General features: G+C 60.7%; 18 protein-coding genes. 11 read left to right on the top strand and 7 right to left on the bottom strand.

The window, feature by feature from the left end; translation table 11 throughout:
* Positions 1–83 precede the first annotated feature (83 nt).
* The 6 genes from F8N21_RS02305 (at position 84) to dacB (ending at position 7952) form a co-directional block, all read left to right on the top strand.
* Positions 84–1031 (top strand): LysR substrate-binding domain-containing protein, encoded by a 948-nt coding sequence (locus tag F8N21_RS02305; protein WP_150640576.1) that lies wholly within the window; start codon positions 84–86, stop codon positions 1029–1031.
* 212 nt (positions 1032–1243) lie between these two features.
* On the top strand, positions 1244–1651 hold the full coding sequence (locus F8N21_RS02300) for an HPF/RaiA family ribosome-associated protein (protein WP_150640575.1): 408 nt from the start codon (positions 1244–1246) through the stop codon (positions 1649–1651).
* A gap of 427 nt (positions 1652–2078) precedes the next feature.
* Complete coding sequence (locus F8N21_RS02295; RefSeq protein WP_150640574.1) at positions 2079–2651, top strand: RNA polymerase sigma factor; 573 nt, start codon at positions 2079–2081, stop codon at positions 2649–2651.
* On the top strand, positions 2648–3637 hold the full coding sequence (locus tag F8N21_RS02290) for a FecR family protein (RefSeq protein WP_150640573.1): 990 nt from the start codon (positions 2648–2650) through the stop codon (positions 3635–3637). The genes F8N21_RS02295 and F8N21_RS02290 overlap by 4 nt, the downstream gene beginning before the upstream one ends.
* Before the next feature lie 192 nt (positions 3638–3829).
* Positions 3830–6268, top strand: coding sequence for a TonB-dependent siderophore receptor (locus tag F8N21_RS02285; RefSeq protein ID WP_150640572.1), 2439 nt, complete (start codon positions 3830–3832; stop codon positions 6266–6268).
* A gap of 226 nt (positions 6269–6494) precedes the next feature.
* Positions 6495–7952, top strand: a complete 1458-nt coding sequence (gene dacB / locus F8N21_RS02280) for a D-alanyl-D-alanine carboxypeptidase/D-alanyl-D-alanine-endopeptidase (protein ID WP_150640571.1) — start codon at positions 6495–6497, stop codon at positions 7950–7952.
* Between the two features lie 34 nt (positions 7953–7986).
* On the opposite strand, the gene F8N21_RS02275 is transcribed toward dacB, so the two are convergent.
* The gene (locus F8N21_RS02275) at positions 7987–8862 is read right to left on the bottom strand and encodes a helix-turn-helix domain-containing protein (protein WP_150640570.1); all 876 of its coding nucleotides are present in this window, start codon (positions 8860–8862) and stop codon (positions 7987–7989) included.
* A 138-nt stretch (positions 8863–9000) separates the two neighbouring features.
* Between F8N21_RS02275 and F8N21_RS02270 the strand changes: the two genes are divergently transcribed.
* Positions 9001–9903, top strand: a complete 903-nt coding sequence (locus F8N21_RS02270; RefSeq protein WP_150640569.1) for a DMT family transporter — start codon at positions 9001–9003, stop codon at positions 9901–9903.
* Between the two features lie 36 nt (positions 9904–9939).
* Here F8N21_RS02270 and F8N21_RS02265 read toward each other — a convergent pair whose 3' ends face one another.
* The 3 genes from F8N21_RS02265 to F8N21_RS02255 form a co-directional block, all read right to left on the bottom strand.
* Positions 9940–10449, bottom strand: coding sequence for a DUF2165 family protein (locus tag F8N21_RS02265; protein WP_150640568.1), 510 nt, complete (start codon positions 10447–10449; stop codon positions 9940–9942).
* A gap of 134 nt (positions 10450–10583) precedes the next feature.
* Positions 10584–11558 (bottom strand): 2-hydroxyacid dehydrogenase, encoded by a 975-nt coding sequence (locus tag F8N21_RS02260; RefSeq protein ID WP_150640567.1) that lies wholly within the window; start codon positions 11556–11558, stop codon positions 10584–10586.
* Between the two features lie 321 nt (positions 11559–11879).
* Positions 11880–12848 (bottom strand): LysR family transcriptional regulator, encoded by a 969-nt coding sequence (locus F8N21_RS02255; protein ID WP_150640566.1) that lies wholly within the window; start codon positions 12846–12848, stop codon positions 11880–11882.
* Between the two features lie 182 nt (positions 12849–13030).
* On the opposite strand from F8N21_RS02255, the gene F8N21_RS02250 reads away from it, so the two are divergent.
* Genes F8N21_RS02250 through F8N21_RS02235 form a run of 4 tightly spaced genes read left to right on the top strand, consistent with a single transcriptional unit; the run spans position 13031 to position 17812 of the window.
* On the top strand, positions 13031–14542 hold the full coding sequence (locus F8N21_RS02250) for an efflux transporter outer membrane subunit (protein ID WP_150640565.1): 1512 nt from the start codon (positions 13031–13033) through the stop codon (positions 14540–14542).
* A 10-nt stretch (positions 14543–14552) separates the two neighbouring features.
* Positions 14553–16748, top strand: coding sequence for an FUSC family protein (locus F8N21_RS02245; protein ID WP_150640564.1), 2196 nt, complete (start codon positions 14553–14555; stop codon positions 16746–16748).
* A complete protein-coding gene (locus F8N21_RS02240; protein WP_150640563.1) occupies positions 16738–16938 on the top strand; it encodes a DUF1656 domain-containing protein in 201 nt (66 codons plus the stop codon). Before F8N21_RS02245 ends, F8N21_RS02240 begins: the two co-directional genes overlap by 11 nt.
* Positions 16939–16948: 10 nt before the next feature.
* On the top strand, positions 16949–17812 hold the full coding sequence (locus tag F8N21_RS02235; RefSeq protein ID WP_150640562.1) for an HlyD family secretion protein: 864 nt from the start codon (positions 16949–16951) through the stop codon (positions 17810–17812).
* A 282-nt stretch (positions 17813–18094) separates the two neighbouring features.
* Here the strand turns inward: F8N21_RS02235 and F8N21_RS02230 are convergent, their stop codons facing one another.
* From F8N21_RS02230 to F8N21_RS02220, 3 genes are all read right to left on the bottom strand, one after another.
* A complete protein-coding gene (locus F8N21_RS02230; protein WP_150640561.1) occupies positions 18095–18919 on the bottom strand; it encodes an SDR family oxidoreductase in 825 nt (274 codons plus the stop codon).
* Positions 18920–18955: 36 nt separating this feature from the next.
* Entirely contained in the window at positions 18956–19420 is a 465-nt protein-coding gene (locus tag F8N21_RS02225) for a multidrug transporter (protein ID WP_150640560.1), read from the bottom strand.
* A gap of 296 nt (positions 19421–19716) precedes the next feature.
* On the bottom strand, positions 19717–21165 hold the full coding sequence (locus F8N21_RS02220; RefSeq protein ID WP_150640559.1) for a mannose-1-phosphate guanylyltransferase/mannose-6-phosphate isomerase: 1449 nt from the start codon (positions 21163–21165) through the stop codon (positions 19717–19719).
* Between the last annotated feature and the right edge of the window lie 104 nt (positions 21166–21269).

Here is a 21269-nt window from a genome sequence, read left to right as displayed (position 1 = left end):
GAGCGCAATGTCGGCGATACTGCCTTCCTCGGTCAGCACTGACCAACGAAACTTCCTAAGACAGCCTTTAGCAGGACTAAACGATGAGTCGTCAATTGCACGCCCAGACCTACGTCTGGCTGCACGTGTTTTCCTGTGCCGCGCGGCACCTGTCGTTCACCCGTTGCGCCGAAGAACTGCACATCACACCGGGTGCGGTCAGTCAGCAGATTCGGCAACTGGAAGAACGGCTGGGTTTTCGCCTGTTTCACCGGCGCGCCCGGGGGGTGGAGTTGAGCGCCGAAGGCCAGCGACTGGCCATTACCGTCAGCGAGGCCTATGGCAGCATCGATGCAGAATTGCGACGACTGGACGCCGGAATGATCAGCGGGATTCTGCGGGTGCGCTCGATTCCGTCGTTCCTGAGCAAGTGGCTGACCCCGCGTCTGCCGCGATTGCAGCAGCGTTTCCCGGACATTCAGTTGCGTCTGGTGGCCGAGGACAGCAGCGTGCCGTTGCATGAAGGCGATTTCGATCTGGCCATCGATCTTAACGACGGCAGTTACCCCGGCTTGTTATCCACAGCCTTGCTCGACGAGCAGATTTTCCCGGTCTGTGCCCCCAGCCTGTTGCGCGGCCGACCGCCACTCCACGGACCGGCGGCCCTGGTGCATTTTCCGTTGCTGCACGACATCACCGCCTGGCGCGGCAGTTATGAATACGCGGAGTGGGAGTTCTATCTCAACGCCATCGGCTTCGAAGGCGCGGATGTGCGGCGCGGGCACACCTTCAATCGCAACCACCTGACCATTGAAGCGGCGACTGCCGGCATGGGCGTGGCCATTGCCCGTCGTACTCTGCTCAATGACGAACTGGAGCGCGGTACCTTGATCGTGCCGTTTGGTGTCGCGGTGCCCAATCACAAGCGCTATGTAGTGCTCTATGCGCCGGGTGCGCTGAGCCATCCGGGCGTGCGCGCGGTGCATGACTGGCTGGTGGAGGAGGCGGGGATTTTTCGCAGCCTGCACCCTTTGGGCGAGGGGCAGTTGTAAGAAATGGGGAGGGGGGCCGGTGCGACCCAACTCCCGACATTAACAGCGCATTTGCCCTTTGTCCGGCTTTTTTTGCGAATCGAGATTTATCTTTTTTTAGGGGTTGAATTGTTCTGCGAGCAGACCGATTGTGTAAGTAAGAGGTCACGGTGATCACGCCCAACGGGCAACCGGGGAGCCTCTCGCGAGCTAGCTGAAATAAGGGATGAACTATGCAAATCCAAGTCAACAGTGATAACCATATTCAAAGCAGCATCCGACTGGAGGAGTGGGTACGTACTACCATTGAGAGCACGCTCGAACGATACGAAGAAGACCTGACCCGTATCGAAGTTCACCTGCGGGATGAGAACGGCGACAAACCCGGTCCCCACGATATGCGCTGCCAACTTGAGGCGCGGCCAAAAGGCCATCAACCGGTTTCGGTCACCCATAAAGCCGATACGCTGGAACTGGCGATCGAAGGTGCAGCCACCAAGCTCGACCATGCGCTGGAACACATGTTCGGCAAACTGCGCAACAAACGCGCCGCAACGGCGGCAAATGAAGATGGAGGCCAGGCAGACGCGCTGCTTGAAGAAGAATTCCTGGAAAACGAACAGGCCGCACTCAATAGCTGAGGCCTGACACACCTATACCACCCCAATGAAAACGGGCCTGCCATTGCAGGCCCGTTTTGTTTTCTGTGGCGAGGGGGCTTGCCCCCGCAGCGGCCCTAAGACCTGCAAGCCGGCTCTGCCAGACATACCGCATGTAGCAGCTGCCGAGCCTGCGAGGCTGCGTTCGGCTGCGAAGCAACCGTAAATTCTGCGTCCACGGTTTTCTGGAATACCGCGGTGCCTGATTTCAACGACTGCTTCGCAGGCTCGGCAGCTGCTACGTGAGGCGAACGCAGCCTCGCAGCCTTCGGCAGCTGCTACGGAGGGATGTGCGGCGCCAGAAATATTTTGTATATGAGAATATTTATCATTAGTATTGGCGGCTTGTTGATCCAGGTCTGGCAATAGTCCGCCGCTGGATGCCTCTCTTTATTCGAGTCCCCTTTTAATGATCACTACGCCCCCCGGATCCCGGGACGCTGACAGCACTGAAGCCTCGGGCGGGCGTGCGCATTTTCTGCAGGTGTTTTTGTCCCAGCGCCCGCAGATGGAAGCGCTGGTCAGTCGCCGGGTGGGCTGTCGGGCGACGGCGGCGGACTTGGTGCAGGATTTGTTCCTGCGTTTCTGGCGCCGGCCCCTGGTGCAGGTCGAAGAACTCAGTACCTATCTGCTGCGCTGTGCCGGCAACATCGCCATTGACCATTTGCGCAGCGAAGGCGCGCGGGTGCGGGTCAACGAAGGCTGGTTGCCGGAGCAGGACAACCAGGGCACTGAACCGCAAGCGGTGCTCGAGGCCGGCAATGACCTGCGCCACGTCGAAGCCGCGTTGCGCAGCTTGCCCGAGCGCACTCGGCAGATCTTCTTGCTCAACCGCATTCACGGCCGCAAGTACGCCGCGATCGCCAAGGCCATGGGGCTGTCCCAAAGCGCCGTGGAAAAACATATGATGCGCGCCCTCGAAGCCTGCAAGGCGAGCCTGCGGGAACCTTCGAAACCACGCACGCCAGGGAAAGCACCGTGATCAATACCTCTCGCGTCACCCCGACGCCTGCCCAGGAACAAGCCGCACTGACTTGGTTGAGCCTGTTGCATGACCAGCCGAGCAGCGGCGATCAGGCCACGTTCAGCCGCTGGTTGCAGGCCGATCCGGCCCACGTCGAGGCTTATGCCCTGGCTCAGGTGCTCTGGGAATTGAGTGAAGTCCCGGCGAGCAGACTGGCGCAGGAAGAGGCCTTCGCCCTGCAGGGTTATCTCAACGCCATGAACCGTTCCCGGCGCACTTCGCTGCGACGCAGGTCCAGTGCCTTGGCCATGGCTGCCTGTTTGCTGCTGATGATTTCCCTGGGCGCCGGTTGGCAACCATCGCGCTGGATCGATGATTTGGGCGCGGACTATGTCTCGGCGCCGGGCGAAATACGGACCGTCATCCTGGCCGATCAATCCCGGGTCACCCTGGATGCCGACAGTGCGATTGCCGTGGATTTCAGCCACGGACAACGGCATATCCAGCTGCGTCGCGGTGCCGGATTTTTCAGCGTGAGCCACACCGGCGAACCGTTCGTTGTCGAAGCCGAAGGGGGCGAGGCGCGAGTGCTTGGCACTCGGTTCGAGGTACGGCTGCAACCGGCGGGTGCCCAGGTGACTGTGCTGTCAGGAAGAGTCGGGGTGAGCGCTGACAAGGGCGTAGCGCAACAAATCCTCACGGCCGGTCAGCAAGTGGCCTATGCCGCAGGTTCGGCGCAACCACTGCATGCGGTCGACAGCGAAGCGCAGCTGGCCTGGCGTCAGGGCTGGCTGAATTACTACAAGGCACCCCTGGCCGACCTGGTCAAAGATCTGGGACGTTATTACCCGGGGCGGATTGTGCTGCTCAATGATGAACTGGCTGTCCGTCGGGTCAGTGGCAGTTTTCCGAGCAAGGATCCGCAGGCGGTGTTGAATTCGTTGCAGGGAGTGTTGGGGTTTCAACAACACAGCGTTTTGGGACATCTGATTATTTTGCGCTGATTGAGCGGCCGACCGCGTTCCCCTGTAGGAGCTGCCGCAGGCTGCGATCTTCTAGCTGGCGACGCGCACTTACTGATCTGCTCCAAAGAAATATTTCAAATTTATTGTGAGGTAAACCCAAGTGACATCCGTGTAGTGCTTGAAAGTGCGATTCATTCGCATCCGTAACGTTTCTACACACAGGTCATGAGCATGAAGTCCAGGGCAAAGTCGACGGCAAGCGGTTCGGTTAAACAATGGTTCGGTGCCGGGGCACTGGCCGTTTCGGCTTTAGCCTTGTTACCCCTGGGTGTGGCCTTGGCCGCGGATGCTGGCAGCACTCAACAGCGCGCGCAGTTCAACTTCGCCATAGCGGCCAAGCCCCTGCCCCAGGCATTGAGTGACTTCAGCCGGGTCACCGGCATCAGCGTGGTTTACACCGATGAAGCGCCGTACGGCCTCACGGCACCTACGGTCAGCGGCCAGATGAGTGCCGGGCAGGCCATGCAGCGCATGCTGAGCAACTCCGGTTTCACCTTCCGCCAGACCGACGCCCATACCCTAGCCCTTGAACCGCAGCCCACCGAAGGCGCGCTGAACCTTGGGGCGACCACCATCACTTCGATCGTCCAGCCACCGCTGAGCTATCAGCCGCCACCCACCAGTTCGGTGATGCGCTCCCAGGCGTTGCTGCTGGAAATTCCGCAGACCGTCAACGTGATCCCGGCCCAGGTGATCCGCGACCAGGCGCCGCGCAATCTGGATGACGCGCTGGCGAATGTCAGCGGCATCACCCAAGGCAACACCCTGGGCAGCACTCAGGATTCGGTAATGACCCGCGGGTTTGGCGACAATCGCAATGGTTCGATCATGCGCGATGGCATGCCGGTGGTGCAGGGCCGTGGCCTGAACGCCTCGGTGGATCGGGTCGAAGTGCTCAAGGGGCCGGCCTCTTTGCTTTATGGCATCCAAGACCCGGGCGGGGTGGTGAACATGGTCAGCAAGAAGCCAGAGCTGGCGCAATACAACGCCTTGACGGTGCGCGGTTCGACTTACGGCGATGGCAAGAATGGCAGCGGCGGCAGCCTCGACAGCACGGGCGCATTGACGGATTCGGGGTTGGCTTACCGAATGGTCCTGGACCATGAAGACGAAGATTACTGGCGCAACTTCGGCACTCACCGCGAAAGCCTGATCGCCCCATCCCTGGCCTGGTTCGGCGAAAGCACCCAGCTGTTATTCGCCTACGAACACCGGGAGTTTCTCTCGCCGTTCGACCGTGGCACGGCCATCGACCCCGACACCAATCATCCGCTGAATATCCCCCGGGAGCGGCGTCTGGATGAGCCATTCAACAACATGGAAGGGCGGTCGGACCTGTATCACTTCGAAGCCGATCACCAACTCAACGATAACTGGAACGCCCACTTCGGCTACAGCTGGAACCGCGAAACCTACGATGCCAGCCAGGTCCGGGTCACGGCCATCGACACCGAAAAGGGTACGCTGACCCGCAACATGGACGGCACCCAGGACGCCATCAGTACCGACCGTTTCACCACGGCCAGCCTTGAGGGCAAGGTCGATGTGGTCGGTATGCAACATGATCTGGTGTTCGGTCTCGATGACGAATACCGCAAGATCTACCGCGCCGACCTGATCCGCCAGAAAAGCCTGACGACCTTCAGCTACGCCGATCCGGTTTACGGCCGTGAAGTGGCAGGCAGCACCGTCAGCCCTGCCGACAGTGCCCAGACCGATTTGCTGCGCAGCGATTCGGTATTCCTGCAGGACTCGATCCACCTCACCGATCAGTGGATCCTGGTGGGCGGTGCGCGCTTTCAGGAGTATGACCAGTACGCCGGCAAGGGCCGCCCGTTCAAGGCCAACACCGACAGCAACGGGCAGAAATGGGTGCCGCGGGCCGGGCTGGTGTATCGCTACACCGATGAGCTGTCGTTCTACGGCAGCTATACCGAATCGTTCAAACCCAACTCCACCATCGCGCCGCTCAGCGGCAGCACCGTGGTCCTCGACGGAGCCGTCGCACCGGAAGAAGCCAAGTCCTGGGAACTGGGGGCCAAACTCGACATGCCGGGCCGCGTGACGGGCAACGTCGCGCTGTTCGACATCAAGAAACGCAACGTGCTGGTGGCCAATTCCGAAGGTCCGACGACGATCTACAGCGCCGCCGGCGAGGTGCGTTCCCGGGGACTGGAAGTGGATCTGAGCGGCCAGTTGAGTGATCGCTGGAGCATGATCGGCAGCTACGCCTACACCGATGCCGAAGTCACCGAAGACCCGACCTACAAAGGCAAGCGCCTGCAAAATGTGGCAAAGAACAGTGGCTCGCTGTCGGCGGTCTACGACTTCGGCAGCCTCCTCGGCGGCGACCAGCTACGGGTCGGGGCCGGTGCGCGGTATGTCGGCGAGCGGGCCGGTAACGCGGTGAACGACTTCGACCTGCCGAGCTATACCGTGGCCGATGCCTTCGCCACCTACGACACCCAGGTCGACGGGCAAAGGGTCAAGTTCCAGCTCAACGTGAAGAACCTGTTCGACCGTACCTACTACACCTCGGCGGCCAGTCGGTTCTTTGTCTCCATGGGCGATTCGCGGCAGGTGATGTTGTCGAGTACGTTGGAATTTTGAGGGCAACCCGTTGTTACAGAGATCACTTTTTTAGCCTGCTGGGTTGAGCTGTTTGCGTGGAAATGATTTCAAGGAAAGTCCTTCGTTGACAGCGAGAATGCGTTGATTGTTATCTGAGGGCCTGGCGCTGGTCATGAAGAACCACGCCAGTCGTTGCGGTCGTTGGCCGGGCGATCTTCAATGGGTATTTCCCGGTTATCAGGATGTAAAACGAAAAAGGATTTTTATGAAAACAGGACAACGTACTAACGCCACGGGGCTGCTGATTGCGGCAAGTTTATTGCTCAGTGCTTGCGCCAATGTCCCGAAGGCCGAGTCGACACTGGCCCTCGAAAGTGTGTTGGCCGATCCGACCCTGGATGGCGCGATCAGCTCATTGACCGTTCGCGATGCGAACAGCGGTGCAACGCTTTTTCAGCACAATGGCGATAGGCGTCTACTGCCGGCGTCGAGCCTCAAGCTGCTCACCGCGGCGGCGGCAATGGATGTACTGGGCGCCGATTACCGGTTTACCACGCAGCTGCTGAGCAATGGCCAGCAGCTGGGCAGTCGTCTGAACGGCAACCTCTATCTTCGAGGTTCTGGTGACCCGAGCATTCAGGCACAGGACTACCGCCAGCTGGCAATGGCGTTGGCGCGCCAGGGCATCAAAAGCGTCAGTGGCGATCTGGTGATCGACGACACTGCATTCGATGCCAGCAGACTCGGCGTCGACTGGGCCCATGACGATGAGGAGAAGTACTACGGTGCGCAAATTTCAGCGCTCAGCCTTTCGCCCAATGATGATTTCGACGCGGGTACGGTGATTGTCACGGTCAGTGCGTCGGCGATTGATGGTGAGCCGACGCTCGTCAGCATCAGTCCGCAAAACCGCACACTGACGCTGCTCAATCGTGCGACGGTCGGGCCGACCAACAGCATTAGTGTGAACCGCGAACACGGGAGTAATCAGCTGACCGTCAGTGGCACCTTGCCCCCGGGAAAACAAAGTCGTAAATGGGTCAGCGTCTGGGAACCGACCCGACTGGTCGCGGATGTTTTCAAGCAGGCACTGACCGAGCAGGGGATCGAGATTCGCGGTCAGACCTTGATTGGCGGGGTTACCGCGCCGGGTGCCATACCGTTGGCCAGTCATGAATCACCGCCGCTTGCTCAATTGCTATTGCCCTTGCTCAAACTATCGAATAACAGCATCGCCGAAGTGCTGCTCAAAGCCATGGGCCGCAAGACCGTCAACGCCGGAACGGCAAGCGCTGGGGTGGCGGCCATCAATGGCTTCCTGGTCCGTCAGGGCATTGATACCGAGCTGCTGGTCCAGGTCGACGGATCGGGTCTGTCGCGTCGCAACCTGATCTCCACGCAAAGCCTGACTGACTTGTTGCTGGTCGTGCGCAAACAGCCCTGGTTCGGCAGTTGGTACGCCGCACTGCCAATTGCCGGCAATCCGCAGCGGATGCTGGGCGGCACCTTGCGCAATCGACTGCGCAACACGCCCGCCGAAAACAACCTGCACGCCAAGACGGGTTCGATGGGGTCTGTCTCATCATTGTCCGGTTATGTCAGCAGTGCCAATGGCCGGTCCTTGGTGTTTGCCATGGTCTCGAACAATTACCTGGTGGACGGCGACCGGATCAAAATACTGGAAGACAAAGTGGCGGTTGCCCTGGCGCAGTGGGCGAATTGAGCGTAGGAGCTGCCGCAGGCTGCGATCTTTTGACTTAGCGCAAAAACGCCTGCCGATACTCACCGGGCGTACCACCCACCGCCTGCCTGAAGCGATTGGTGAAATGGCTGGCGCTGGCAAAACCACAGGCCAGGGCAATCTCGCCCAGCGGCTGTGAAGTATTGCGCAGCAACTGCCGCGCATGGGCCAGGCGCCGCGCGAGCAGGTACTGATGGGGCGGTAAACCAAAGCTTTCACGGAACATTCGAGCGAAGTGGTATTCCGACAGCGCACACAACCCCGCCAGCTGCCCGAGGCTGATCGGCTCGGCCAATTGGTTGTCGATATGCTCCACCAGTTGCCGCCGTTGATGCGCGGCCAGACCACCCTTGAGACGCAGACCCTGGCGCAGACCCACCTGACTGAGCAAGGTATGGCTGAGCAGTTCGTGGGCCAGGCTGCTGGTCAGCAGGCGCTCGCCGGGTTCGGCCCAATTGAGCTGAATCAGCTGCCGAAACCGTCGGGCCTGGGGCGGGTCTTCGAGGAAAGTGCTTTCCTGCAGTTGCAGTTCACGGGGTTCGCGGTCAAGCAGGGTGACGCAGCCGAGGGCGAATTGTTCCGGGCTGAAATACAGGTGAGCCAGGCGGATTTCGCCGTTGATCACCCAGGCGGACTGATGTTCAGCCGGCAGAATGCACAGTTTGTCCGGGCCGCCCTTGATACCGGGATGCTCCCGGCGAAAGGTCCCGGTGCCGCCAGCAATGTAACAGGACAAGGTGTGATGGCTTGGCGCCTGGTAGTCCTGGGCATCGTGATGGTTGCTCCACAGGGCTGCAGCCAGGCCGTCACCGAGCTCGGCGCTGTGCTCCAGACGAGCATGGGGCGAGCGGTTCAGGGCTTGAAAGACTTGCAGGTTTTCCAGTGTGGACATGATCGTTTTCTCCAACGCCTTGCATCCTACTCCGTCGCCCTGGCGCTGTGAGCCGGCGAGCCGACAAAAGCGCAAGTTTATGCAAGCGCGCCGGGGCGTCATGGGCTGAGACTGAAGCCCTATTCAGGAGCCCTCGTCATGAACATCTCGTTATACCTGCTCACCGTGCTGATCTGGGGCACCACCTGGATTGCCCTGAAGCTGCAACTGGGCGCGGTGGCGATTCCCGTTTCGATCGTCTATCGCTTCGGCCTGGCGGCGCTCGTGCTGTTTGTCATGCTGCTGCTCAGCCGCCGCCTGCAAGTCATGAATCGGCGCGGGCACCTGATTTGCCTCGCCCAGGGTGTGTGCCTGTTCTGTGTGAACTTCATGTGTTTTCTCTACGCCAGCCAATGGATTCCCAGTGGCCTGGTCGCCGTGGTGTTTTCTACCGCGACGCTGTGGAATGCCCTGAATGCCCGGGTATTCTTCAAGCAGAAAATCGCCCGCAACGTGCTGATGGGCGGCGCTCTGGGCTTGTTCGGTCTGGGCTTGCTGTTCTGGCCGGAAGTGGTCGGTCATGCCGCCAGTCCACAAACCTTGCTCGGTCTGGGGTTGGCGCTGCTGGGGACCCTGTGCTTCTCGGCCGGCAACATGCTGTCGAGCCTGCAACAGAAAGCCGGCCTCAAACCCCTGACCACCAATGCCTGGGGCATGGCCTACGGGGCGGCGATGCTGTCGGTGTACTGCCTGGTCAAAGGCATTCCCTTCGACATGGAATGGAACACTCGCTACGTCGGCTCACTGCTGTATCTGGTCATCCCGGGCTCGGTGATCGGCTTCACCGCCTACCTGACCCTGGTCGGACGCATGGGCCCGGAGCGCGCGGCGTATTGCACCGTGCTGTTCCCGGTGGTGGCGCTGAACGTTTCGGCGTTCGTTGAGGGCTACCAATGGACGGCACCGGCGCTGGCCGGGTTGGTGCTGGTGATGCTGGGTAACGTGTTGGTATTTCGCAAGGCCAGGCCGTTGATCATGCAGAGTAGCGGCAAGCTGGTTTGAGAAAGGCTGGCGAACAGAACCCTGGGATTGATGGCGTCAGTCGTCGATCTTCAAGGCAATGAAGACCAAGGCCATCATCAGGAAATCCGTCAGTCGCGCGGCGGTATTCAGGTCGTTCCACTCCGTTGACTTCCACATGACGAACCACTCGCCACCGACCACCTGAAAGCAGAAGTACCAGATGAAAATACCGACCATAAAGCCGGCCACGACAAATTTCTTTGCCTCATGAAACTCCGTACTGGAGGCATTCAGGGCCTTGTAAAGCTGATGGGCGCCGATCAGGCAGCACACCGTGAAGGTGGTTTCCAGCGTAATCATCAACCAGTAGATCCGGTGATGCAGGATCGGGAGGGTGATGGAGCGATACATCAGTGAACTGTTCCTGTCGGTAGTGTCCATGCTCAGGATGTGCTGGACGTTTTGGTAGTTGGTGGAGTAATCGGTCAGGTTGTTGAACACGACGAACATGCCAAAAAAACTTACAAACAATACGATCAACAATTTGCTGCGCCTGACCAGGCCGCCAGTGGTGATATTTTTCATGATGAGTTCCTTCTCATGTTCCAAAAGAACAGCTTAGAACGTGCAAGGAGTGACTCGGGAGTTCATGGGTTGCAGGTTGTTTCCCCAGCCTGGAGCCCCACCTCCTTTGATGCCAAAAGAGGTGGGGGCCGTACTCAGCTCTTCCACACCTGCGGATTGACCAGATCCTGCGGCCGTTCACCGAGCAATGCGCTGCGCAGGTTGGCCAGGGCGCGGTTGGCCATGGCTTCGCGGGTTTCATGGGTGGCCGAGCCGATATGCGGCAAGGTTACGGCGCTTTTCAGCTGGAACAGCGGCGACTCGGCCAGCGGTTCTTTCTCGTAGACGTCCAGCCCGGCACCGCGAATCCGGTTGGTTTGCAGGGCTTCGATCAGTGCCGGCTCGTCGACCACCGGACCCCGGGAGATATTCACCAGGATCGCGCCCGGTTTCATCAGCGCCAGTTCGCGATGGCTGATCAGGTGTCGGGTTTTTTCGCTGAGGGGCACCACCAGACAGACGAAGTCCGCCTCGGCCAACAACTGATCGAGGCTGCGCAACTGAGCGCCGAGTTCCTGTTCCAGGTCAGTCTTGCGGCTGTTGCCGCTGTAGATCACCGGCATGTTGAAACCCAGACGGCCCCGGCGGGCGATGGCCGCGCCGATGTTGCCCATGCCGACGATGCCCAGGGTCTTGCCATGCACATCGCAGCCAAACAGCGGCGCACCGACGGTGGCTTTCCATTGTCCGGCCTTGGTCCAGGCGTCCAGTTCGGCGACGCGCCGGGCGCAGCTCATCAACAGGGCGAAGGCCAGGTCGGCGGTGCTTTCGGTCAGCACATCCGGGGTGTTGGTGAGCATGATCCCGCGTTTGTTGAAGTACGCCAGATCGTAGTTGTCGTAACCGACCGAAACGCTGGAGACCACTTCCAGTTTGGCGGCATTCTCAAGCTGAGCCCGACCGAGTTTACGGCCGACCCCGATCAGACCGTGGGCATCAGGCAGAGCTTCGTTGAACTGCGCGTTGATATCCCCCAGTTTTGGGTTTGGCACTATCACGTTGAAGTCCTGCTGCAGACGTTCGACCATTTCGGGGGTGACACGGCTGAAGGCAAGTACGGTTTTTTTCATGGGGAAGGGCTCGTCGGGCGGAGGAGAATGCCAAGCAAGCTATCATTCTTGGCGGGGTTGTGGCGAGGGGGCTTGCCTGCGTAGCAGCTGCCGAGCCTGCGAGGCTGCGTTCGGCTGCGCAGCAGTCGTAAATCCTGCCACCACGGTTAACCTGTAATACCGCAGCGCCTGATTTTCCGACTGCTGCGCAGCCGAACGCAGCCTCGCAGGCTCGGCAGCTGCTACCAGACGGACGCAGCCTCGCAGGCTCGGCAGTGTCTACCCGCCGGACGCAGGCTTCGCCAGCTGCTACGGTTCGCGTAATGTCTTAACTGATCGCTATCAAATCGCCAATCGCCCGCCGCTCATGCTCCCGCTCAATTCATACGCCGTCAGCTCCGCCTGATGCGCCGCAAGAATTTCCGGCAGCGAACCGCGCAGGTATTCGACCCAGGTCTTGATCTTCGCATCCAGATACTGCCGCGACGGGTAGATGGCGTACAGGTTCAGCTCTTGCGAGCGGTAGTTGGGCATCACCCGCACCAACGTGCCGTTGCGCAGGCCTTCGATGGCCGCGTAGACCGGCAGCACACCCACGCCCATGCCGCTGATGATCGCGGTTTTCATCGCATCGGCGGAGTTCACCAGGAACGGCGAGCTGTTGATGGTGACCATTTCCTGGCCTTCGGGGCCGTCGAACGTCCATTTTTCCAGCGGAATTACCGGGCTCACCAGGCGCAGGCAGGCGTGGTTCAGCAGGTCGCTGGGCTTGAGTGGGCAGCCGTTGGCTTTGACGTAGGCCGGGGAGGCGCAAACGATGCTGTAAGTGATGCCCAGGCGCTGGGAAACGAAGCCGGAATCCGGCAGTTCGCTGGCGAGCACGAGGGAGACGTCGTACCCCTCGTCCAGCAAGTCCGGCACGCGATTGGCCATGGTCAGGTCGAAGGTCACGTCCGGGTGGGTCTTGCGATAGCGGGCAATGGCGTCGATCACAAAGTGCTGACCGATGCCGGTCATGGTATGCACCTTCAACTGCCCGGCCGGTCGCGCATGAGCGTCACTGGCCTCGGCTTCGGCTTCCTCGACATAGGCAAGGATTTGCTCACAGCGCAGCAAATAGCGTTTGCCGGCCTCGGTGAGGGCGATGCGCCGAGTGGTGCGGTTGAGCAAGCGGGTTTGCAGGTGGGCCTCAAGGGTGGAGACCGCGCGCGAGACGTTGGCGGTGGTGGTGTCCAGCTGCACGGCGGCGGCGGTGAAACTGCCGGCTTCGGCCACGCAACTGAAGGCGCGCATATTTTGCAAAGTGTCCATGGTGAACTCTCAAGGGAGATGGCAAATTGTGACACGAAGTAACTGGCTGCTGTGACCCGACCAACGGATTATCGCGATAACGGTAACAAAGATTCACAGGAATCCCGGCTTATCGCCGTCCCGGACGCCCCCTAGAATTGTTCCATCGCAGGAAAACCTCCCCACTCCAGGAAATTGCAGCAGTGCCGCGTCGCATCAACAGAGAGCTGAAGACTCTCAGTGTTTGGGCTTTATCGTTAGCAATCAGCGGCTGCATCGGAACCGGAGGAATTGCCCCGCAAGGCAAGACACTCGCCGCCCATACCCTGGCCACCGACGAGGCAATCCAGAGCGCCGCGCAGGATGCCCACTGGCCGACCGCCCAGTGGTGGCAGGCCTATGGCGACCCGCAACTGAATCGCTGGATCGACCTCGCCGTGCAAGGCAGCCCGAGTATGGCCATGGCCGCTGCCCGGGTGCGTCAGGCCCGGGCCATGGCCGGGATTGTCGAATCGGCCGAGTCGTTGCAGATCCATGGCGACTCGACACTCAAGCGCCACAACTGGCCCACCGACCCATTCTACGGCCCCGGTGATCTGGCCAATACCACCACCTGGGACAACAATGCCGCGCTGGGCTTCAGTTATGCCCTCGACCTCTGGGGCCGCGAAAGCAACGCCACCGAACGTGCCGTGGACATGGCGCACATGAGTGCCGCTGAAGCGCGCATGGCCCGGCTGGAATTGCAGAACAACGTGGTGCGCGCCTATATCCAGCTGTCGTTGCATTACGCCCAGCGCGATATCGTCGAGGCCACCTTGAAGCAGCAACAGCAGATCCTCGACCTGGCGCAAAAGCGTCTGGACGGTGGCATCGGTACCCACTTCGAAGTCAGTCAGGCACAGACTCCGCTGCCGGAAACCCATCGGCAACTGGACGCGCAGGACGAAGCAATCGCCCTGAGTCGCAACCAACTCGCGGCCCTTGTCGGCAAAGGCCCGGGGGAGGGCGCGCAGTTGCAACGGCCAACGTTGTCGCTGGGTGCTGCATTGAAGCTGCCCTCGGCCTTGCCCGCCGAACTGCTCGGTCAACGTCCCGACGTGGTCGCCAGTCGCTGGCAAGTCGCGGCTCAGGCGCGGGGTATCGATGTCGCTCACGCCGGTTTCTACCCCAACGTCGATCTGGTCGGCAGCCTCGGTTTCATGGCCACCGGCGGTGGCGCCCTGGAGTTTCTGGCCGGCAAGAAACTCAACTACAGCGTCGGCCCGGCGATCTCCCTGCCGATCTTCGATGGCGGCCGCCTGCGCTCGCAACTGGGTGAAGCCTCGGCCGGTTATGACATTGCCGTCGCCCAATACAACCAGACGCTGGTCAACGCGCTGAAAAGCATCTCCGACCAGTTGATTCGTCGCGAGTCGATGGACAAGCAGCAAGACTTCGCCGCCGAGTCGGTGGCCTCGGCACAGAAGACCTACGACATCGCCATGATCGCTTTCCAGCGCGGGCTCACCGACTACCTCAACGTGCTTAATGCCCAGAGCCTGTTGTTCCAGCAGCAGCAGATCCAGCAGCAGGTCCAGGCCGCGCGCCTGAGCGCCCACGCCGAACTGGTCACCGCACTGGGCGGTGGGCTCGGCGCCGGCAACGACGTACCGGATGACAGCAAAACCGTGCCCAGCAAGACCCCGGCGATTCTCGCCGCCTTTGACCATTGAGAAGGACGCAATGACTCCCTTGCCCGCACCCCTGCGCTGGCTGTGCTCCCTTGAGTGGCGCCGTGGTTTTTTCGACTGGGCGCGCAGCGATGGCGTGACCTGGGTTTATATCTTCAAGGTGTTGATCGCCGCATTTCTGACCCTGTGGCTGGCCATGCGTCTGGAACTGCCGCAACCGCGCACGGCGATGATCACGGTGTTTATCGTGATGCAACCGCAGAGCGGCCAGGTCTTCGCCAAGAGCTTCTACCGTTTCCTCGGCACCCTGGCCGGGTCGGTGGTCATGGTTGCGCTGATTGCCCTGTTCGCCCAGAACACCGAACTGTTCCTCGGCGCGTTGGCGATCTGGGTCGGCATCTGCTCGACTGGTGCCGCGCGTTATCGCAACTTTCGCGCCTATGGTTTCGTGCTGGCCGGTTACACCGCGGCGATGATCGGCTTGCCGGCGCTGGCCCACCCCGAAAGCGCCTTTATGGCTGCGGTATGGCGGGTGCTGGAAATCTCCCTGGGAATTCTCTGCGCTACTCTGGTCAGCGCCGCGATCCTGCCCCAAACCGCCAGTGCGGCGATGCGCAACGCGTTGTACCAGCGCTTCGGGGTATTCGCGCTGTTTGTCACCGATGGCCTGCGCGGGCGCAGTCAGCGCGATGCCTTCGAAAACAGCAACGTGCGCTTTATCGCCGAGGCGGTCGGCCTTGAAGGGCTGCGCAGTGTCACCGTGTTCGAGGACCCGCACATGCGGCGACGCAACGGTCGGCTCAGTCGCTTGAACAGCGAATTCATGGGCATCACCACGCGCTTCAACGCCTTGCACCAGTTGCTCGAGCGTTTGCGCAGCAGTGGCACCGAACAGGCGGTGGCGGCGATCAAGCCCGGTTTGCAGGACCTGGCTGAAGTGCTCGACGGCTTTTCCGGCCGGGCGCTGACCAGTGCCGATGCGGCACGCCTGGTCATGCAACTGGCGGCTTATAAAGAAGGTTTACCCGCTCGGGTGCGCAGCCTGCGGGCGAGCTTCCAGGAAAGTGAGCCGAGTGACGCCGAGCAGCTGGATTTTCACACGGCCTATGAGTTGCTCTACCGTTTCGTCGATGACCTGCACAGTTATGCACAGACCCACGCCTCGCTGGCCGAACACAGCCACCAACGCGAGCAATGGGACGAACCCTTTACCCCGCAGACCAACTGGCTGGCTGCGGCGGCCTCGGGGTTTCGTGCGGCCTTCATCCTGGTGGTGCTCGGCAGTTACTGGGTGGCCACTGCCTGGCCCAGCGGCGCGACCATGACCCTGATCGCCGCCGCTACAGTCGGTCTGTCGGCGGCCACCCCAAACCCCAAGCGCATGGCCTTTCAGATGGCCTGTGGCACCTTGATCGGTGCACTGGTGGGCTTCGTCGAGATGTTTTTCGTGTTTCCCTGGATCGATGGTTTTCCCTTGCTCTGCGTGATGCTGGCGCCGGTGATCGTGCTGGGCTCGTTCCTCTCCTCCCGTGCGCAATATGCCGGGGTCGGCCTGGGCCTGCTGATCTTTTTCAGCACCGGTTCCGTGCCGGACAACCTGACCGTCTACAACCCCTACGCCTTTATCAACGACTACATCGCCATGGTCATGGGCATGCTGGTGTGCGCAGCGGCCGGGGCGATCATTCTGCCGCCCAACAGCCGCTGGTTGTGGCGTCGAATGGAACAGGACTTGCGCGAGCAGGTGGTGTACGCCATCAGCGGCAAGCTCAAGGGGCTGGGGTCAAGTTTCGAAAGCCGCACCCGGGATTTGCTGCACCAGGCCTATGGTCTGGCCGCCGGACAACCCCAGGTGCAGCGTGACTTGTTGCGCTGGATGTTCGTGGTGCTGGAGGTCGGCCACGCGATCATCGAGTTGCGCAAGGAACAGGCGATTCTACCGGTGCACCCGGCCTACGCCGAATCCCAGCCGTGGCGCCAGGCGATCCGGGTCATGGGCCGCTCGCTGGTCAGGCTGTTTATCCAGCCCAGCCAAAGCAACCTCGAACGCGGCTTGATCGCGGTCGACCACGCCATCAGCCGGGTGCAGGCCACCGACGAACCCTTCGCGCCGCACTTCGATACCTCGGCCCTGCGTCGGGTGAAAAGTTACCTGCATTTCATCCGCACCTCATTGCTCGATCCGCAATCGCCGCTGGCGGCGTTCGCTGCGCCCACCGAGCCCCAAGGACTAAAACATGCCTCGTGAAATCGCCTTCCACGGTGTGTATATGCCGACCATGACCCTGATGTTTTTCATCGCAGCCGCGCTGGCCTGGGCCCTCGATCGGTTGTTGGCAGGTTTTGATCTATACCGCTTTTTCTGGCACCCGGCGCTGCTGCGCCTGAGCCTGTTCACCTGCATCTTCGGCGCTTTGGCGCTTACTGTTTACCGTTGAGAACGACCTGATGAAAAAGCTATTCAGCCTGCTCGCCACCTTGCTGGTGCTGGCCCTCGCCCTGTGGATCGGCCGGACCCTCTGGGTGCAATACATGAACACTCCCTGGACCCGCGACGGCCGAGTGCGCGCCGATATCATCAACGTCGCCGCCGACGTCAGCGGTGAAGTGGTCAACGTCCCCGTGCGTGACAACCAGCTGGTGAAAAAGGGCGACCTGCTGATGCAGATCGATCCCGAGCACTATCAGATTGCGGTGAAGCAGGCGCAGTCGCTGGTGGCTTCACGCAAGGCCACCTGGGAGATGCGCAAGGTCAACGCTCATCGCCGCGCCGACATGGACAGCCTGGTCATTTCCAAAGAAAACCGCGACGACGCCAGCAATATCGCCGACTCGGCCCTGGCCGATTACCAACACGCGCAAGCGCAACTGGAAGCCGCGCAGCTGAACCTTAAACGCACCCAGGTGCTGGCGGCGGTGGACGGTTATGTCACCAACCTCAATGTCCATCGTGGTGACTACGCGCGCATTGGCGAAGCGAAAATGGCCGTGGTCGACATGAACTCGTTCTGGGTCTACGGCTTTTTCGAAGAAACCAAACTGCCCCACGTGCGGGTCGGCGACAAAGCCGATATGCAGCTGATGAGCGGTGAAGTGCTCAAGGGGCACGTGGAAAGTATTTCCCGCGGCATCTACGACCGCGACAACCCGCAAAGCCGCGAATTGATCGCCGACGTCAATCCAACCTTCAACTGGGTGCGCCTGGCCCAGCGAGTGCCGGTGCGGATTCACATAGATGAAGTGCCGGAGGGTGTGCTGCTGGCGGCGGGGATTACTTGTACGGTGGTGGTGAAGCAGGAAGGGGGGCAGTAGTCGTCAGAGCAATGTAATCGTTATGGCGAGGGGGCAAGCTTTTACGCGGTCCGTAGCAGCTGCCGAAGGCTGCGTTCGGCTGCGAAGCAGACGCAAATCCTGCTTGCACGGTTTGTCTGGAATACCGCAGCGCCTGATTTCACGACCGCTTCGCGGCCGAACGCAGCCTTCGGCAGCTGCTACGGGGGGCGGTGCTGAACCTGAAACTCCTTAACTGACAGGCATTAGGGCAAGTCCCCTCGCCACAAGAGCGCGAAGTTTTTCAGGGAAAACACAACTCTCTTACAACCGCCCAGCCAATCCAAACCGCTTCATCAACCCCGACTCCAACAAGCCCTTGGGCAGCAACGCCGCCAACAACGGCAACGCCCGGCTGCCATTGCCCAGACGCAGCAAACGCGGTGGCTTTTTCTGTTGCACGGCCTTGAGCAACCCGGCCGCAAATTCACTGGCCGGTGTCGGGTTGTCCTGGGAGGCCTTGGCCCGGGCGCGGATGCCTTCGCGTAGCGGCCACCAGGGCGATTGTTCGGTGATCAATTGTTCGGCCTCATGCCCCGCGTTCCTGGCGAAGCTGGAGGCGATGGCGCCGGGCTGGACTTCCATCACCCCGATACCGAACGGCGCCAGCTCCATGCGCAAGGCATCGCTCAAGGCATGCACGGCGGCTTTCGAGGCGCAATAAGCACCGGCGAACGGCGTCACCAACACCCCGGAGACACTGCCGATATTCACCACCAGACCCCTGGCGCGACGCAATACCGGGAACAGTGCCCGGGTCACCCCGACCACCGCGAATACATTGGTTTCGAACTGGCGCTGCAGTGCCTCCACACCCCCATCGAGCAATGGCCCCATGGCGCCGTAGCCGGCATTGTTGATCAGCAGATCCAGGCCGCCGTGTTGCTGGTTGATGCGTTCGCTCAAGGCTTGCAATGCCGGCCCGTCGTTGACGTCCAGTGGCACCGCGGTGAACCCGGCGGCCGCCAGTAGCACCACATCCTCGGCCTTGCGCGCGGTGGCCCAGACTTCATAACCGGCAGCTTTGAACACATCGGCCAAAGCGCGGCCGATGCCGCTGGAACAACCGGTGATTAACGCGAGGGGCATGACGCGGTCCTTGTGCAAGAGGGGAGAAGGAGTGGCTCAGTCGGAGAAACTACCTTGCAAACGCTCGGCGCGAAACTCCAGAGATTGCGGGATATAACCGGGACGCAGCGGTGGCAGCGGCAAACAGTCTTCCCACGAGGCGCCGGCCTGCAGTTCGCCGGGGCCACGGTAGCGTGGGGCGGCGTAGAGATTATCCGCGAGGTTCACCGTGTCGCCGGGCGCATAGGCGGCGATCCGCCAGCGCAGCTCGGTCAGCGGCACGTCGTTGCCATTGTTCATTTTCAGCAGCAGCGGACGATCTGCCGGGCAGTGCTCGGGCGCATAGCTGATGCGCAACTCCAGCCGTGCCAGCTGCTTGACCTCGCGATTGTCCAGCCAGATCACCCACACCGCCACCAGGCCCAGACCGATCGCCGCCGCCAGCGACACCGGCAAGGCTTTGGCCGGATAACGCAGCAACAGGACCAGCCAGGTAATGACCAGCAGGACGCCGATGAACATGAGGTTAATCTCGGGATAGAAAAAGTCATCCTACATAAGCCAGGGTGTGATTGGCGATGGGAAAGGCAAGATCAAAAGATCGCAGCCTGCGGCAGCTCCTACACAGGTCCATTCCATCCATCACATCACGGGTGTACGCCTCCCCCCGTAGGAGCTGCCGCAGGCTGCGATCTTTTGATCTTGATCTTGATCTTGCTTGTCGCAACCCCACAAAAAAAGCCCCCGCCCCACCGACTGCGGATAGGGTACGCAGTCGGCTGGACGAGGGCTTTTTGTTTTGTGGTACTACCGATCAATCACTGCGCGATGGTTTTCACCGAAACGCCGCGTTCGACCGGGGTGCGACCGTAGATATCTTCAAACCGCTCGATATCGTCTTCGCCCAGGTAGCTGCCCGATTGCACTTCGATGATTTCCAGCGAGATCTTGCCCGGGTTGCGCAAGCGGTGTACCGAGGCGATCGGGATGTAGGTCGACTGGTTTTCAGTCAGCAGGAACACGTTCTCGTCGCAGGTCACTTCGGCGGTGCCGCTGACCACGATCCAGTGTTCGGCGCGGTGGTGGTGCATCTGCAAGGACAGGCACGCGCCCGGCTTGACCGAGATGCGCTTGACCTGGAAACGGCCGCCCATGTCCACCGAGTCGTAGGAGCCCCACGGACGATAGACTTCGCAGTGGGTCTGGGTTTCGCTGCGACCTTGCTCGTTGAGGGTGTTGACCATCTGTTTCACGCCCTGGACCTTGTCCTTGTGGGCGATCATCATGGCGTCCTTGGTTTCGACGACCACAATGTTTTCCAGGCCGATCACCGACACCAGTTTGCCGTTGCCATGGATCATGCAGTTTTTGCTGTCCTGGATGACCACGTCGCCCTTGGTGACGTTGCCATTGGCGTCTTTTTCGTTGACTTCCCACAGCGACGACCAGCAACCGACATCGCTCCAGCCGGCAGTCAGGGGTACGACGCAGGCGCGCTGGGTTTTTTCCATCACGGCGTAGTCGATGGAGTTGTCCGGGCAGCAGGCGAAGGTGGCGGAGTCGATGTCGACGGTGTCGGCATCCTGCTCGCTGCGCTCAAGCGTCAGCAGGCAGGTGTCGTAGATGTCCGGATCGTGCTTTTTCAGCTCTTCCAGGAAGCGGCTGGCGCGGAACAGGAACATGCCGCTGTTCCAGAAGTAGCCGCCAGCGTTAACGAATTCGGTGGCGCGTTTTACGTCTGGTTTTTCGACAAAGTGCGACACGCGGCTGACGCCTTCGGGCAGCAATGAATCATTGGTCGACTTGATGTAGCCGTAGCCGGTTTCCGGTTTGGTCGCCGGCACACCGAACAGCACCATCTCGCCGTTTTCCGCAGCCACGGTGGCCAGGGCCAGGGCGCGTTGCAGGGCTTTCTGGTCTTCGATGACGTGGTCAGCCGGCAGTACCAGCATCAATTCGTCGCGGCCTTCGTTGACCAGCATCATCGCGGTCAGGGCCACGGCCGGCGCAGTGTTGCGGCCGAACGGTTCCATCAGGATGCGCTGGGTGTCGAGCTTGCGGTTGTGCAGTTGCTCGTTGACGATGAAGCGGTGTTCCTTGTTGCAGACCACAATCGGTGTGTCCATACCGTCGAACACCAGGCGCTCGAGGGTCTGCTGGAACAGCGTTTGTTCGCCGGTCAGGGCGAGAAACTGCTTGGGGAATTGTTTACGCGAAAGCGGCCAAAGACGTGAGCCGCTACCACCTGACAAGATCACCGGAATCATGTTGTTACTCCTTGAAAATCGTATGGGTCAGAGCTACTGCGTTCTGTCGTTTCACTCTTGTACTTGTTCCGTATCGAATGGTTGCGCAGGCTGCGGTCTTTTGG

Source organism: Pseudomonas fluorescens (assembly GCF_902497895.1).
Lineage (GTDB): Bacteria > Pseudomonadota > Gammaproteobacteria > Pseudomonadales > Pseudomonadaceae > Aquipseudomonas > Aquipseudomonas fluorescens_BP.
Note: the sequence above shows the minus strand (reverse complement) of the source record. Positions and strands in the feature narration are given on the sequence as shown.

Coding starts and splice junctions, on each gene's coding strand:
- F8N21_RS02225 (WP_150640560.1), bottom strand. CDS start 19,420: ATGTTCATCGGCGTCCTGCTGGTCATTACCTGGCTGGTCCTGTTGCTG.
- F8N21_RS02270 (WP_150640569.1), top strand. CDS start 9,001: ATGAACATCTCGTTATACCTGCTCACCGTGCTGATCTGGGGCACCACC.
- F8N21_RS02245 (WP_150640564.1), top strand. CDS start 14,553: ATGACTCCCTTGCCCGCACCCCTGCGCTGGCTGTGCTCCCTTGAGTGG.
- F8N21_RS02285 (WP_150640572.1), top strand. CDS start 3,830: ATGAAGTCCAGGGCAAAGTCGACGGCAAGCGGTTCGGTTAAACAATGG.
- F8N21_RS02295 (WP_150640574.1), top strand. CDS start 2,079: ATGATCACTACGCCCCCCGGATCCCGGGACGCTGACAGCACTGAAGCC.
- dacB (WP_150640571.1), top strand. CDS start 6,495: ATGAAAACAGGACAACGTACTAACGCCACGGGGCTGCTGATTGCGGCA.
- F8N21_RS02255 (WP_150640566.1), bottom strand. CDS start 12,848: ATGGACACTTTGCAAAATATGCGCGCCTTCAGTTGCGTGGCCGAAGCC.
- F8N21_RS02235 (WP_150640562.1), top strand. CDS start 16,949: ATGAAAAAGCTATTCAGCCTGCTCGCCACCTTGCTGGTGCTGGCCCTC.
- F8N21_RS02275 (WP_150640570.1), bottom strand. CDS start 8,862: ATGTCCACACTGGAAAACCTGCAAGTCTTTCAAGCCCTGAACCGCTCG.
- F8N21_RS02260 (WP_150640567.1), bottom strand. CDS start 11,558: ATGAAAAAAACCGTACTTGCCTTCAGCCGTGTCACCCCCGAAATGGTC.
- F8N21_RS02265 (WP_150640568.1), bottom strand. CDS start 10,449: ATGAAAAATATCACCACTGGCGGCCTGGTCAGGCGCAGCAAATTGTTG.
- F8N21_RS02305 (WP_150640576.1), top strand. CDS start 84: ATGAGTCGTCAATTGCACGCCCAGACCTACGTCTGGCTGCACGTGTTT.
- F8N21_RS02240 (WP_150640563.1), top strand. CDS start 16,738: ATGCCTCGTGAAATCGCCTTCCACGGTGTGTATATGCCGACCATGACC.
- F8N21_RS02220 (WP_150640559.1), bottom strand. CDS start 21,165: ATGATTCCGGTGATCTTGTCAGGTGGTAGCGGCTCACGTCTTTGGCCG.
- F8N21_RS02230 (WP_150640561.1), bottom strand. CDS start 18,919: ATGCCCCTCGCGTTAATCACCGGTTGTTCCAGCGGCATCGGCCGCGCT.
- F8N21_RS02300 (WP_150640575.1), top strand. CDS start 1,244: ATGCAAATCCAAGTCAACAGTGATAACCATATTCAAAGCAGCATCCGA.